The sequence below is a fragment of the Aequorivita xiaoshiensis genome, assembly GCF_022008395.1.
GTDB classification, from domain to species: Bacteria; Bacteroidota; Bacteroidia; order Flavobacteriales; family Flavobacteriaceae; genus Aequorivita; species Aequorivita xiaoshiensis.
Window position 1 is genome coordinate 50,133 of record NZ_JAIRBB010000013.1, and the last position, 14,076, is coordinate 64,208.

Annotated in this window: 14 protein-coding genes; 4 read left to right on the forward strand and 10 right to left on the reverse strand. The window is 34.9% G+C overall.

The features are described from left to right. The first annotated feature begins 102 nt into the window (after positions 1-102). Positions 103-345: a hypothetical protein gene (locus K8344_RS12325; RefSeq protein ID WP_237608991.1), complete on the forward strand. Its 243-nt coding sequence runs from the start codon at positions 103-105 to the stop codon at positions 343-345. A gap of 116 nt (positions 346-461) precedes the next feature. Next, positions 462-980 carry an OmpH/Skp family outer membrane protein gene (locus K8344_RS12330; RefSeq protein ID WP_237608992.1) on the forward strand — a complete coding sequence of 173 codons (519 nt, stop codon included), beginning with the start codon at positions 462-464 and terminating at the stop codon, positions 978-980. A 176-nt stretch (positions 981-1,156) separates the two neighbouring features. On the opposite strand, the gene guaB is transcribed toward K8344_RS12330, so the two are convergent. The 7 genes from guaB to K8344_RS12365 all read right to left on the reverse strand — a co-directional run bounded on the left by guaB (position 1,157) and on the right by K8344_RS12365 (position 11,730). Further along, positions 1,157-2,629, reverse strand: a complete 1,473-nt coding sequence (gene guaB / locus K8344_RS12335; protein WP_237608993.1) for an IMP dehydrogenase — start codon at positions 2,627-2,629, stop codon at positions 1,157-1,159. Between the two features lie 107 nt (positions 2,630-2,736). Continuing rightward, the gene (locus tag K8344_RS12340) at positions 2,737-5,169 is read right to left on the reverse strand and encodes a TonB-dependent receptor (protein ID WP_237608994.1); all 2,433 of its coding nucleotides are present in this window, start codon (positions 5,167-5,169) and stop codon (positions 2,737-2,739) included. A 10-nt stretch (positions 5,170-5,179) separates the two neighbouring features. Next, complete coding sequence (locus K8344_RS12345; RefSeq protein WP_237608995.1) at positions 5,180-6,544, reverse strand: HTTM domain-containing protein; 1,365 nt, start codon at positions 6,542-6,544, stop codon at positions 5,180-5,182. A 64-nt stretch (positions 6,545-6,608) separates the two neighbouring features. Continuing rightward, entirely contained in the window at positions 6,609-7,730 is a 1,122-nt protein-coding gene (locus K8344_RS12350) for an imelysin family protein (protein ID WP_237608996.1), read from the reverse strand. Positions 7,731-7,789: 59 nt separating this feature from the next. Beyond that, positions 7,790-9,010 carry a DUF4856 domain-containing protein gene (locus K8344_RS12355; protein ID WP_237608997.1) on the reverse strand — a complete coding sequence of 407 codons (1,221 nt, stop codon included), beginning with the start codon at positions 9,008-9,010 and terminating at the stop codon, positions 7,790-7,792. A 233-nt stretch (positions 9,011-9,243) separates the two neighbouring features. Then, positions 9,244-10,785, reverse strand: a complete 1,542-nt coding sequence (locus tag K8344_RS12360; protein ID WP_237608998.1) for a bifunctional metallophosphatase/5'-nucleotidase — start codon at positions 10,783-10,785, stop codon at positions 9,244-9,246. An 81-nt stretch (positions 10,786-10,866) separates the two neighbouring features. Further along, entirely contained in the window at positions 10,867-11,730 is an 864-nt protein-coding gene (locus tag K8344_RS12365) for a hydroxymethylglutaryl-CoA lyase (protein ID WP_237608999.1), read from the reverse strand. 522 nt (positions 11,731-12,252) lie between these two features. Between K8344_RS12365 and K8344_RS14165 the strand changes: the two genes are divergently transcribed. Both K8344_RS14165 and K8344_RS12370 read left to right on the forward strand, forming a co-directional pair. Then, a complete protein-coding gene (locus K8344_RS14165; protein ID WP_262913430.1) occupies positions 12,253-12,384 on the forward strand; it encodes a hypothetical protein in 132 nt (43 codons plus the stop codon). Continuing rightward, positions 12,369-12,671: a hypothetical protein gene (locus K8344_RS12370; RefSeq protein WP_237609000.1), complete on the forward strand. Its 303-nt coding sequence runs from the start codon at positions 12,369-12,371 to the stop codon at positions 12,669-12,671. Before K8344_RS14165 ends, K8344_RS12370 begins: the two co-directional genes overlap by 16 nt. A gap of 156 nt (positions 12,672-12,827) precedes the next feature. Here the strand turns inward: K8344_RS12370 and K8344_RS12375 are convergent, their stop codons facing one another. The 3 genes from K8344_RS12375 to K8344_RS12385 all read right to left on the reverse strand — a co-directional run bounded on the left by K8344_RS12375 (position 12,828) and on the right by K8344_RS12385 (position 14,020). Then, on the reverse strand, positions 12,828-13,136 hold the full coding sequence (locus K8344_RS12375; RefSeq protein WP_237609001.1) for a type II toxin-antitoxin system RelE/ParE family toxin: 309 nt from the start codon (positions 13,134-13,136) through the stop codon (positions 12,828-12,830). After that, positions 13,136-13,354, reverse strand: coding sequence for an addiction module protein (locus K8344_RS12380; RefSeq protein ID WP_139856474.1), 219 nt, complete (start codon positions 13,352-13,354; stop codon positions 13,136-13,138). The genes K8344_RS12375 and K8344_RS12380 overlap by 1 nt, the downstream gene beginning before the upstream one ends. Before the next feature lie 375 nt (positions 13,355-13,729). Continuing rightward, the gene (locus K8344_RS12385; protein WP_237609002.1) at positions 13,730-14,020 is read right to left on the reverse strand and encodes a hypothetical protein; all 291 of its coding nucleotides are present in this window, start codon (positions 14,018-14,020) and stop codon (positions 13,730-13,732) included. Positions 14,021-14,076: the final 56 nt, after the last annotated feature.

Consider the following 14,076-nt stretch of genomic DNA (forward strand, 5'->3'; position numbering starts at 1 on the left):
TTCAATACTAAAATAAATACAAAAAACACTTAACTTGCATTGGTCTTAAAATTTAGATTATAAATTTCATAAAAAGTATTTGATACATATAAAAAAAAATGAATGAGTGAAAGAGTAAAACTTATATGGGATTTTCGTGGCCCTAACGCCGAACAAACAGCAAAACACCACACAATTCATCTTTCTGAATTCGCACAGATTGAGAACTTAAACAATCCAATAATAGGTCAAGAAGAACTTTCAAAAATGCATCACACCGCATATATGGTTGTTGATAAAGATTTAATGCATTCTTTGAGAGAAACACTAAAACCTACTCGTGGACAGTATTACGATGAAGCATGAATGTTAATCCTGATGCATTAAATTAAGACAATTTTAGCGTACTCTAATTCCATCATTTAGGGTTATTTGTAAATTTTATAGTAATATTGCCCTCTAAATAATTAATTACAAACGAGATGAAATTTTTAAAAATTGCCGTTTTCTTTATTAGTTTATCCACTTTTGCACAAGGAAAAGTAGGTGCTGTAGACATAGAGTATATACTTTCAAAAATGCCAGAACTTACTTCTGTACAAACTGAAATGGAAACTTACGGAAAGTCTTTAGACGTAGATTTAAACAAAAAAATAGACGAATACAAAGCGCTTCTTGAAGAGTATAAAAAAGATGAAGCTACATTTTCTGCTGAAAAAAAGAAAGAAAAACAAACAGCTTTGCTAGCATTAGATAACGATATTCAAAAGTTTCAGCAAAACGGAACAAAACTTATGGAAATAAGGCGACAAGAAGCTTTAAAACCGTTATACGCTAAAATAGGTCAAGCGCTAGAAAAAGTAGCTAAACAACAAGGCTATACTCAAGTAACTAGAGCAACGCAAGACATAGTATATCTAGACCCAGCTTACGACCTTACAGTTCCAATTTTATTAGAACTTGGCATTTCAGTATCTGATGAAGAAGCCGAAGGAAACTAAATTCTTTATCGTATAAATTTTAAAAAGGTGAGGTTTATAACTTCACCTTTTTTTATTGACAACATTCTTGCTAGTAGATTTGGTCTTGTGGGGGTAATTCCAAATAATATTAAAAAGCAAAAGACACTAGAAAACCCTAGTGTCTTTTATTGTTTAATTTATATATGTTGAAAAAATTATCTACTATAATTAGGAGCTTCTTTAGTAATAGTTACATCATGAGGATGGCTTTCCGTAACCCCTGAAGATGTTATTTTAACGAATTTTCCATTCTCTTTTAAAAACTCAACATCTTTTGCACCACAATACCCCATACCAGCGCGAAGACCACCAATAAACTGAGTCATACTTTCTAGCAACTCACCTTTGTAGGGTACACGTCCTACAATTCCTTCTGGCACTAATTTTTTAATATCATCTTCTACATCTTGGAAGTAGCGGTCCTTACTACCTTGTTTCATAGCTTCTACTGAACCCATTCCTCGGTATGACTTGTATTTTCTTCCTTCGTAGATAATTGTTTCTCCTGGTGATTCTTTAGTACCTGCTAGTAGCGAACCTAACATTACAGAATCTGCACCTGCAGCCAATGCTTTAGGAATATCGCCTGTATAACGTATTCCACCATCTGCAATTACAGGAACACCTGTTCCTTTTAAAGCTGCCGCAACTTCTAAAACAGCTGAAAATTGTGGAAAACCAACTCCAGCAACTACTCTTGTAGTACAAATTGAACCTGGCCCGATTCCAACTTTTACAGCGTCTGCCCCTGCCTCAACTAAGTACAATGCAGCTTCGGGTGTTGCTATGTTTCCAACTACAACATCTAAATCTGGAAACTTTTCTTTTACTTTTTTTAGAACATCCACCACACCTTTTGTATGCCCGTGAGCTGTATCGATAATTACAGCATCAACTTGAGCATTTACTAGAGCTTCTGCTCTATCAATTGCGTCAGGAGTTACACCTAAAGCTGCTGCAACGCGAAGTCTTCCGTATTGATCTTTATTAGCACTTGGTTTTTGGGTAAGTTTTGTGATATCTCTAAAGGTGATTAAGCCTAAAAGTTTTCCTGAATCATCTACAACGGGAAGCTTTTCAATTTTGTTTTGTTGAAGAATTATTTCTGCTTGTTTTAATGAAGTTCCTTGTGCCACTGTCACTAAATTTTCTGAAGTCATAACTTCCGACAGCGGACGTTTTAAGTCTTTTTCGAAACGCAAATCACGATTGGTAACTATTCCGATAAGTAATCCAGCTTTATCAGTGATAGGAATTCCTCCAATACTGTACTCACGCATTGTGTTTTGAGCATCTCCAACAGTATTTTCTTTATGAAGCGTTACTGGATCGATAATCATTCCGCTTTCTGCACGTTTAACTTTTCTTACTTCGGCAGCTTGTTGCTCAATTGTCATATTTTTATGAAGAACACCAATCCCTCCCTCTCTAGCCATAGCAATTGCCATAGCACTTTCAGTAACGGTATCCATAGCTGCAGAAACTATTGGAACGTTAAGTGTAATATTTCTAGAAAATTTGGTGGTTATTGAAACCTCACGGGGTAAAACTTCAGAAAATGCGGGTACTAAAAGTACGTCGTCATAAGTAAGGCCTTCTCCAAGAATTTTGTTGTTGTGTGCAGTCATTGCAATTAATTTAATTTCCGAGGCTAAACTGAAGTGACAGAATCGGAATGTAGTTATGTTTTAATTGCGTGCAAATATACAACTTTTAATTTTAAAATATATTAAGCTTAGAGCTTAATTTGAAGTGTGGCATACCAAGTTCTCGACTGACTAGGAAGAATTCCTGGACCTGGATAACCAGTAGCTCTTCTGGTAAAATAACTATTGTTTAAAACGTTGTTGATCCCGCTTTCCAATTTAAAATTACCAAAGGTATAAGCCAAAGAAATATCTAGAATATCGTACGCAGGAATTTCTCCTACAATTCCGCTTTGACTCTCAAAATCGCGTTCGCTATTCGTGGCATCAGTAAATTGTTTACTTAAATAGGTATATTGAGCACTTCCTAAAAAGTTTTTATAACCGAATCCTAATCCGGTTTTTAGATTAATTGCCGGAATAAATTCTACTTTATTTCCTTCTACATTATTTTCTTTCGAGGAAATATACTCACTATTAGTAAGTGCAAGGTTTACAAAGTAATTCATCTTAAAGTTGCTATTGGTGGAGAAAGACTCCATTACATTCCAATCTACAAAACTTTCCAAACCATAAGTTACGGCATCGCCAATATTGCCGCGAAAACGCTCTTCCTGAATGTCGCTTACCTCACGAACAATAACTCCTAACCTATCCTGATAACTTAAAAAGAACCCTCCTATATCATAAGAAATATATTTTCCAAACCTTCCACGAGCACCTAAATCGAAAGTATATCCTTGCTCATCGGTGATATTGGGATCCACTACTAACGACGGGTTGGTTATTCTAATATCATTGAAAGTTACAGAACGATAATTCTTACTTAAATTCGCATACATTTCCAGAGACCGCAAAGGTTTATAGCTCATGCCCACTCCCAATAATAAGAAAGCTCTGTCAAAATTCCGATTATCTTCAATATTCTCATTCAATATAGGGTTTCCCGCAATGTCAAAATTAATTTTTTTGAATTCGCCTTCGCTCTGTGTCTTGATATATTCAAATCGGAAACCTGGAGTTATAGAGAGTTTTGAGCTAAGGTTAAAAATACTTTCTCCAAAAACAGCAATGTTTAGGTTTGGAAATTCAAAATCACTCTGTCTGGGATAGTTAGGATATTTATCGTTGGCGAAATTAAAATCTGGATCGCTTCCATCACTACCAGGCCCTTGGCGTTCACTATTTTTAGATTGGTAATATTTACCCCCCAAAAGCAATACATTTTCGTTATTTAGTAAATTGTAATGAGTTAAAAATCTAGCTTCTGCTCCCCAATTATTGAAATTCCCCGAAACTAATTCTCTTGGCGAATCTAAATCATCTTCTTGTGAAACCCTATTTTCACGAAAACCAACAGTCTTTCGGTAAGCATCCAAGGCAAATAAATTTAAACTGAAATCTGTTTTATCGGAAAAACTATGGTCTAATCTAAGTGAGTATAGTTTCCAGTCTACTTTAAACCAATTTCGCGTGCGATTACTATATGTAGGATCTTCTTCAAACTGTCTATCGGTAAGCCCTCCTGGTTGTTGTGCTAAATAATTCAAGTAGCTCATTTCAAAAGCTACTTTAGTATTGTTGGTGAATTTATAATCTGTATGCGCATAGGCATTATGAGAATCAAATTCGGAATTTGGTCTAAAGTCATCGCCCGTTTTAAAATTGTAGTAGACGTAATAGCCAAATTTCCCTACGGTACCGCTTAAGCTATTAAAGCTATTGAAAAGGTTGAAGGACCCCAAAGATTGTCTTGATACCCACTCTACCTTTTTTCTAATATTGGGTTCTTTTAATTTAAAGTTGATTAAACCTCCAAACTGTGTTCCATATTGAAGTGATGCCGCTCCACGCACTACTTCAATCTCTCTTATGGCATCAGCAGGTGGTGTGTAGTAACTTTCGGGATAGCCTAAAACATCTGCGGAAATGTCGTACCCATTTTGTCGCGTATTGAAGTTTGCTGTTCTGTTTGGGTTTAAACCTCGACCGCCAATATTTAGCTGTAACCCTCCATCGTTGTTTTCGTAAATATTTAAACCTACAACTTGGGCGTAAATTTGCCGTGCATTATTAGTTGCTGTATTGGTTGTTAGATTACTCATAACCACAACCTCACTCTTTTTACCAGCGTATATAGCTGTACCCTCTACTTGTTTCAAATTTCGTAAAGCGAAAATTTCTTCTTTTCTCTTTGTAATAAGCACTTCAGATAACTGTTCGCCCAACAAATTAAGATTAAAAGAAATTGTTGTGTTTTCTGAAATAGTTATATGTTTTTTTAACACTTCATATTCCAGACTAAAGACTGCAAATTCATACGTGCCCGCAGGAATATTAGCAAATTCAAAATTTCCTTCCGCGTCGCTAATTCTAGATTTCCCTAAATCTAAAATATAAACCTCTGCGTAGGAAACCGCTTTATTTGATTCGTTTGAAAATACTTGCCCCGAAATGGAAAATTGTGCGAAAGCTGAAATATTAAAACCTAAGAATAAAATCAATAAAGTATTTTTAAACATAGAGAAATCTTTAAAGTCCTTTGATATTATGGTTAAATGGTAAAATCCAGTTTTTTGGTAAAAAGGATTCTTTTTGCAACATTAAGTCGGTTTCTGGATTTATAAACGGTTGGCTCAGTCTTCCATTTAATGCCACATAACTTTCTACGTAAACAGCAATATTTTTATGCCCCTGCGCGGCAAAATGATTACCTAAATAATGTGCATACTGCAATATAAAATCTGGTTGTGTACTCATTTGTTTTTCCTGAAATGGGGTTAGAAAATCTGTGTTATCCACCAAAAATTGTTCTCCAGTTTCCTTATTTTTTATTTTAAATTGCGCATAGCCAGCCTTCTCCATAAGCATTACCCGCCAGGAAAAACGATACCCTTCCTCAGTCCAAAAAAGCTCATTGGGGTACGCCAAATATCGCCAAGGAAATAACAATTGGACTATAAAAAATACCGTTACCACGGGCAAAGATATACTATTGTTAAACCTATATGTTGTTATTTTGGAACTAGCAGTATTTTTTGAAGGTTCGCAACCTAATATTCTTGAAATGAAATTAATGATACTTTGATGAAAACTTGGGTCAAAGAAAATTAACGTACTTACAATCATTATATACGGAAACATTCCAATAGGAAATAAAACTCTTGTAAGTATATGAAAGATTACAACCAGAGTAAAAGCTAACCATCGCGTAGGTTTATATAAAAGCAGAAATGGGATTGTTAAATCATAAATCGCACCTGTATAACTAAACGTATAATGCAGCCACTGTTGCTGCATCAAATCTCCCAAAAAGGGTAAATCATATTTTGAAGGGAGCCAAATTTTTAAAGGCATTGCATGCACCAACCAATCACTATTTAATTTTGCCAACCCTGCATAAAAGTAAACTATACCAAGCATAAGCTTAATACTATCTACTGTCCATTTAGGGATGGTATTAAAAGCATTTAAAGGTTTTTTTAAAGCGTCAATAGAAAAGTAAACATTAGCTGGTAAAAAAATCATTAAGAATGCAACACAACTTATGAAATAGTAATGGTTGAGATATGTAGTTTTATCCATCAACTCTATATAAGTAAAACTTAAAAAGAAGACGATAATGGCCAAACGATACTTATATCCCAAAGCCACTAATAGGGAGGCGATACCGCATACTATAAAAATGATATACGTGTAATCCCCAATTGGTTTCACCCATTCAAAACCGTAATAGCTAAAGAAAAACTTTGGTTGTACGTATAATTTATCGATCCACCCATTCGCCCAGAAACGAACAATGCTAAAAAACATCATAAATCCAAATAAAACACGAAAGACCGCTAATGGAGCGGCCTGCGTAGTTTTATTTAAATACCTATCAATTCCTTTTAACATTGTATTCCAATTAATTGGAAATAAGCCAATTTAATTATGAAGCTAGATTAATTTTCTCGGTATTTTAGTCCCCGTCAGAATCTATGTAATCTATACTTACGTCAAAGGCTTGCACCATGTCTACCTTCATTAAAATTACAAGACGTTGTAATTCGTCATAAGTCTCTAGCATTTTAAAATTATCCGTTTCTATTTGCTGAGCTAAATTTGGATTTAATTCATTGGCCTTAGTTTTTGCAACCGCAAATTGACTATTTATCAAATCACCCAAATTTTCTCCATTTTTAATGGTATTCAAATAGTTTAAATACGTATTAAAGCCAGGGCCGTTTTCATTTCCGTCAAAACTCTTTCCGTTGAAAAAATTTTGGCTTGCGGCAATTGCTTCCAATAAAAGTTCCTTTGAAATATCCTTCTTATAATATGCTTCCACATTTTGAGGCAAAGTTTCGGCAGAGAATACACCAGCTGGAATACCAACTTTTCCGGCACGAAGCGATTTTTCGAAGTAAAAAATGTAATCGTTGGTCAGTTTATCAACGGCTCCAGATGCCGATGAACTTGTATTAGCTACAAAAGTATCGCGATAACCGTTAATCCAACTATCTAAAACCGCATTACTCAAAGATGAAATGGATTCGGACAATGCTAAAAGATAGTTTCTATAACCTTCGGAATTTGCGTTTGTAGTGTAAAACTGAATAATTTCGGTATCGTTTTCTGCCAATCCGTTTAGCATATAATCTAAAGCTGGAAAGCCTTGTTTATCTATGGTAGAAGGCAGGGCAAAATCATAATCTCCACTGGAAATAAAATTTTCAATTTGATCTGTATTCGCAGGATACACATTTAACCGATTTCTAAAACGAAGTTCCTCCGCTTTTCCAATTTCGAACATGGATACATTTTGAAACGATACATAACTATCTTTCCATGCTGATCTAAGCAATTGTAAATTTTCCGCCGTGGGATTTGCAGTAAACTGTGCTGTACTTGCTTCTAACGCAGTAGCCTTTAGGTTAAAATTGGTATAGGCAGGAATTATAATATTGTCTGCCCAGTTAACTAACATTGTACCACGATCAAAGTTATCACCTTCATCTTGCGGGGTATCATTATCACTTGAACACGCAACGATAGACGTAAATATCGTAATTAATAATACAGAAACTTGAAGGAATCTCATAGTAATAAATTTATAACCCCACCAAAATTATATTAGTGGGGAGAGTTGAGTTAATTGTTTTAGTTAGTAGCTGCCTGTGCAACTGTAAAATCAAATTTTGTAGCAATGGCTTCGGAAACCTGATCAATAGTTTCAGGCGTAACACTCCAGAAACCATTTTCAGAAGAATCCATCAACATCGCTAAAAGAGTATCTACTTCATTTCTAGTGAAAAGTGGTGTAGCACTTTCAGAATTTCTGGCAAAACGAAGGCTATAAACAAAACCGTAAGCTTCTGATAATGCGTGAAATGATCCTTCACGGTTACCTTCAGCAATTTTATTTTTACCAACCTGAAGGTAGAATATGCCACGAACGGCAAGTACAGTTGAAACTTTTTCACGAATAATCGCGGCCTGAGCATCGCGAACCTCATAATCTTTTGCAACAATAGCAGCGCGACCTAATTTAAATGCATTCCATATATCTGCAGCTATGGTTGAGAAATCTGAATTGTCATTAACGCGACCAACATATTCATTTAAAAATTTATCATCATCGCCAATAGTTAAGTTAGGGTTTTCAGGATTTGCAGAGGTTCCATAAAGATACCCGTATGCCTCATCCCATTTGTGCTCCATAGTGGTATAATTTTTATTCTCCTCGGTTATTCCGTTATCATTGTTTTCACGATTATCACCTTCATCCAAAACTGAAGTGCTCAAATAATTATTCAACATTTGATCTGTCATAAGTGCTCCTATAATACCTTTGGCAAATGCTTGATTATATTCTAAACCTTTAGCATTTACATATCGAGTTTTGTCACCATCGGCAATCTGTCCGGAAATTCCTGGTGATGCTACAACCATTTTGTTTGGAAACACCTCATTGGTTTGTGAAATAATATAGTCATCAAAAGTGGCTTTAATCTGAGCACTTTCAGCAGTATTTGTTGCAAAGTAATCATAAGATGCAGCACATTTACTTCTTAAATTCTTACCTGAAGCATTTAGCGTAGCATCAGAAAAGTCGTCGTTTCCAGCTTCATGATTAAACATAGCTAATAATGATGCTTCGGTAGTATTATCAAAATCTGTAAATGCTCGAGCTGTCTCGCCAGCCATTAGAATACGAGTAGTTTGGCCATTAAAATTAACGGTAGACTCCCCATCACGCATAAATTTGTAAGTTTCTGGGGTTTCAATATTATTTTCCAATATAGCTTGATCATCATCTGAAGAACACGAAATAAAAAAGGTAGCACTTAAAAGTGAGGTAAATAAAAATAAATTTTTCATCAAATATTATTTAGACTGAATTAAAATAGTGTAATTTTCAGCCGCAAAAATAAGAGTGATATAGAAATCTCGCAAATTTATTTAGATTTAATTTAAATAAATTTTAAAAATATATTGTAATGAGAAGTAGTTTAGACTTTTATAGTGATAACGGCACATACCTTTTAAGCTTAAAACATTTACGTATTAGCTACTTTATTCCAATAAATTTGAAAATGCAGTAAGCACAATAATTAATTCTTTGACTTTAAATAGTTGACAATTGCTTTTCGAATATCGGCTGCATTTTCTTTTTCAGAAGGGGTGTATACTTTTAATACTCTTTTATTTTCTTGCGTTAAAAATGGAATATCTAGCCCTTTCATAAGAAAGTCGCTTATGGCGATTGTGTAACGATATTTAGGATTTATAGGAGCCCCTTGTACTAACCATGTACCTTTAGAATTTTGAGTAAAGTTATGTCTTTGCAAATATGCGCCTGAACCTTTTTGATTATTGCCATACTCTAGTACCTCAATTAGTAAACTTCCTCTAAGCTGAACTTTTAATACACTCCCTCCAAAAGGTAGCACTCTAAAAATATCTGTACTAGTAATATTTCCCTGCAAATTATCGTCAATACGTATTGAGCCTCCGTTAACAATTGCACCCGCTACTTTATTGTTATACGCATGTGCCATCGATTTTGTTATTATACCACCTAGATTAGTTTGCTTACTCCTATTTGCATCATCTGTCCCATCAAGTATTTCATCAGCTTTATAAATAACATCGTAAGGAGAATCCACAACTTCCTTTAATTTATCATCCAACAAATCTTCCCATTTTTTTACCACTCGCTCTACTTTAGGAGCCGAAGGCACATCGCTGCCTACAAACACCAACTCAGAAGCTACTGATAGCATTTTAGTTCTTAAATTGTAAATTAGGGTGTGGACATATAATGTTTTTGCATTTGCATCGGCTTTGGTAATAATAGTTCTACCTTCTTTTAACAACATATTAAAATGTTCATGACCTCCCATTATTAGCGGTAAATTCCTTAGAAGTCTGGCTATTTCTAAATCTTCTTCAATAGATACATGTGTTAAGCCAACCACAAAATCCGATTTTTGTATCGCTTCTTTATACGCTCTTTTAGAACTTTCGTAAATATTTTCATAGGACACGTAATCTTTCGGATTTGAAGGTAAGGTAACGCCAAAAACAGCAAATTGAATTTGATTTCCTTCTTCATCATATGCCGGAAATGTTACATAGTCGGAAATTGGTGCATTAGTATACTCCAATTTTGTTGTAAACGGGCTTACTTTTTCTTCTGTAGCATGCCGTACATTTGCTGATGTCCATTTAAACTTCGATTCATCCAATCTTTTTTGTAATTCCGATTCACTTAAATCGAATTCATGGTTTCCAAAAGTCACCAAATCTATTTCCATAGCATTTAGTACATCCACCATATGTTTTCCCTTTATCGCTTCCCCTTCGTGTTTTAGAGTACCCAATAGAGAAGGGTTGAGAAAATCGCCGGCTAGAAACATAAATGTATTAGGAAAATCCTTTTTGATAGAATCGCGTATATATGCTACTCTTGCCAACCCACCATACTCACCACCGTTCAGTGGAGAAATCTCGTAAACATCGTTAATTTGAATAAATTTTAAGGTAACAGCACCCGCACCTTGTATAGGATCTTCCTTTGGAATTGAGTTAATTATTGAACACCCAGAGCAAAGAATCGCAAGAAGAAAAGAAAATAGTAAAGTTTTTTTCATCTGTAATAAATATTAAATTAAAATGTAAAAAGCTTTAGCTTAACAAATTACAATAATTCAGTTTAAATTAAGCTTTATTTATTAATGATATTTAGTAAAAATTTTAGTAGCTTCATTATATGCGCTTTCAAAAGACATAGGATTTATGTTACTCGAAATCTTTTCAGTTGTAAAATAACTTAACATTTTTTCGGTAGGCATATTTCCTGTTAACTCATCTTTTGCCATGGGACAACCGCCAAAGCCTTGAATAGCACCATCAAACCTTCTGCAGCCAGCCTCAAAAGCCGAGCTTATTTTTTCGTGCCATGCATTTGGGGTAGTATGCAAATGAGCACCAAATTCAATGTGAGGATAATTAGGGATCAAGTTACTAAATAAATATGAAATAATTTCAGGTGTAGAGGAACCAACTGTATCACTTAACGATAAAATCTTAACACCCATGGCAGAAAGCTTCTCTGTCCACTCTCCTACTATCTCGACATTCCAGGGATCGCCATAAGGATTTCCGAAGCCCATAGACAGGTAGGCAACAACTTCTTTGTTATTTTTATCTGCAATGTTTAGAATCTCACCTAACAATACTATCGACTCATCAATTGTTTTATGGGTATTGCGCATCTGAAAATTTTCAGATATCGAAAAAGGATACCCTAAATATTGAATTTCCGGATGTTTTACAGCATCTTCTGCCCCGCGTAGATTTGCGATAATTGCTAACAATTTACTATTTGTAGCAGATAGATCTAACTGTGAAAGCACCGCGGCTGTATCCTGCATTTGCGGGATAGCCTTTGGCGAAACAAAGCTTCCAAAATCTATAGTATCGAAACCACAGCGCAATAGTGATTGTATATACTTCACTTTTAGCTCGGTGGGAATCCATTCTTTGATGCCTTGCATAGCATCGCGCGGACATTCTATTATTTTTACTTCTTGCATTGGTCCAAAGATAGCTTTTGAATAAGTAAAAACGAAATTAGGAAAGCGAAAAAATGATAAATGAAAGAATCATGAAGGGTTTTTATTAAGTAGGTTGACTTCTTCCCACTACCATACGAAACGAAATTCGAAGGAGTCAGCCCTCTGCTACCGCACGAGTCCTCTCGTGTGGTTTTCTACAGCTCAATAAAAAGCACTAATCCTCAAACAAAATACTAAAAGACTATAAAGTCTCTAATTTTTGCTTTCCAAAAAGAATCGGAATGTAGCTTCGAGATGGAATTTTAAGAAGGTGGAAAACCACGCGATATAATCGCGCGGGAGCGGAGGGATTTCCTGGATTGTTTATAATCAAATATTGTTTTAAATTTCCAATAAGTATTAAATTGTATATTTACTATAATAAAAAACATCGTTATGGATTTACAGGCTGATTTAAAATGGATACATAAGGAATTGGACAAAGTGAAAGATCCAATATTTATATAGGCAATAAAAAGCATGTTGAAGTATAATAAAAAAATGACTTCGGAAAGAATTTCCAAAGAACAATACAATCAAGAACTCGAAGCATCCATTGCACACATTAAAGATGGTAATAGATTTACACATCAACAAATTAAAGAGCGCATGGAGCAATGGATAGAAAAATAATCTGGACTCATCAAGCAGAGGTAGATTTACATACAGCTTTTCTGGATTTGTTGGAGTATTCAAAATCTATTGAAATCTCCTCGCGGATTATCACTGAAATATATGAGTCGACATCAATATTAGCGACGGATCTAGAAATTTATAAGCTCGACTTGTTAAAGATAAATAACAATGGAAATATACGAGCCTTCGAAAAACATACGTATAGGATTTCGTACCTATTTGATAACGAAAACGTTTATACAATTAGAATACGTCCAGCAAGAAAAGAACCTTTGGAATATTGATCTTATTAAAAGACAAAATACCCATCTGGTGCGCTCCCGAAGCTTCGGGAGCATCGCGTTCCTCGCACAATTTAAATTAATAACTCCCAATTCAACCATAATACCGAAAAACTATAAGATTCGTGGAACAAAGCAGACTTTACTGGCTATTGAATTTTATTCAGACATTCTGTTTCTGATAATCTCTGGATTTCTACTTGTGTGCAGTAGTCCAAATACTACAATCCTTTTTTGTGCTTCATCCAATAAATAATATATAGCGTAGGGAAAGCGAATTACCAACGACTGACGTAGTTCTTTATACTTTCTTTGGTAGTGTTCTGGATATTTGCCGATGTAGTTAATTTCCTTATTGACCGCTACTTTAAATTCTTCACCCAATGCTTTGTTTTTATCACTGTACCATTTCTTAGCTTTTCGTAGGTCGTTCTGAACAGTTGGTAGTAATTTTATCTCATAATCCATTACCAATCCCGTTTTACCTCTTCCCAGTCCAGAACATCTTCAGGATTGTCTTTAAAGCTTTTCAATCGGCTATCAAGTTCCTTTTTATGAGCTTTTGATATTTCTAGTTGTTCTTCTATTTCTTGTTTCAAAACACGTTCCAAAGCAGTCATAACTTTTTCTTTATCGATCTTAAAGAGTTCTTGTATAAAATTGTATTTGCGTGTTTTTAAATCCATAATGATAATTTTATTCAGTGTAGTAAAGATACAATTTGTGATTCATATTTTAGCTTATTAATGCGATCACAATTTTTAAGGCATAATTTCGATTCCCCGCTGGTGCCTCCCGAAGCTTCGAGAGCATCGCGTTTCTCGCACAATTTAAATTAATAACTCCCAATTCAACCATAATATTGAAACACCACAATATCTTCCAAAAATCCGTTTTCGTCTACACAGCTTAGAAAATAAAGTCCTTCAGGATTAAGGAATTTATAGTTACGACTCATCCTCTAAAGATATTGTTATTTCCTAATATCATGAAAACCCCCGCTGGTGCGCGATTGTATCGCGTTCCTCGCACAATTTTAATTAAACTTTCCTATTCCCAATTCAATCATAATACTGAAACACCACAATGTCATCCAACAATCCTCTTTCATCTGCATAATCCGAAGCACTGCTATAAACATAATCTTGTGCCCTATAAACCAATCCAGCCTCAACGGGATTATTGTGTACATAGTTGATCTTCTCCCAAATAACCTTGTTGCTCCATAATTCGATAGGTTTATTATCGTGTCTCCAAAATTGATACTCTTTCACATTGGACGATTTTTCAGCAGCTTTTTTAAATTGCTCCAGCCCCCGCTGGTGCGCGATTGCATCGCGTTCCTCGCACAATTTTAATTAATAACACTAAAACTAAGTTATTTTATTGAGACTAAAACCGTTTTAAA

What these genes read in the sequence shown, in the direction of transcription:
- K8344_RS12325 (WP_237608991.1), top strand. Translation starts at nt 103, where the DNA reads ATGAGTGAAAGAGTAAAACTTATATGGGATTTTCGTGGCCCTAACGCC.
- K8344_RS12330 (WP_237608992.1), top strand. Translation starts at nt 462, where the DNA reads ATGAAATTTTTAAAAATTGCCGTTTTCTTTATTAGTTTATCCACTTTT.
- guaB (WP_237608993.1), bottom strand. Translation starts at nt 2,629, where the DNA reads ATGACTGCACACAACAACAAAATTCTTGGAGAAGGCCTTACTTATGAC.
- K8344_RS12340 (WP_237608994.1), bottom strand. Translation starts at nt 5,169, where the DNA reads ATGTTTAAAAATACTTTATTGATTTTATTCTTAGGTTTTAATATTTCA.
- K8344_RS12345 (WP_237608995.1), bottom strand. Translation starts at nt 6,544, where the DNA reads ATGTTAAAAGGAATTGATAGGTATTTAAATAAAACTACGCAGGCCGCT.
- K8344_RS12350 (WP_237608996.1), bottom strand. Translation starts at nt 7,730, where the DNA reads ATGAGATTCCTTCAAGTTTCTGTATTATTAATTACGATATTTACGTCT.
- K8344_RS12355 (WP_237608997.1), bottom strand. Translation starts at nt 9,010, where the DNA reads ATGAAAAATTTATTTTTATTTACCTCACTTTTAAGTGCTACCTTTTTT.
- K8344_RS12360 (WP_237608998.1), bottom strand. Translation starts at nt 10,785, where the DNA reads ATGAAAAAAACTTTACTATTTTCTTTTCTTCTTGCGATTCTTTGCTCT.
- K8344_RS12365 (WP_237608999.1), bottom strand. Translation starts at nt 11,730, where the DNA reads ATGCAAGAAGTAAAAATAATAGAATGTCCGCGCGATGCTATGCAAGGC.
- K8344_RS14165 (WP_262913430.1), top strand. Translation starts at nt 12,253, where the DNA reads ATGACTTCGGAAAGAATTTCCAAAGAACAATACAATCAAGAACTCGAA.
- K8344_RS12370 (WP_237609000.1), top strand. Translation starts at nt 12,369, where the DNA reads ATGGATAGAAAAATAATCTGGACTCATCAAGCAGAGGTAGATTTACAT.
- K8344_RS12375 (WP_237609001.1), bottom strand. Translation starts at nt 13,136, where the DNA reads ATGGATTATGAGATAAAATTACTACCAACTGTTCAGAACGACCTACGA.
- K8344_RS12380 (WP_139856474.1), bottom strand. Translation starts at nt 13,354, where the DNA reads ATGGATTTAAAAACACGCAAATACAATTTTATACAAGAACTCTTTAAG.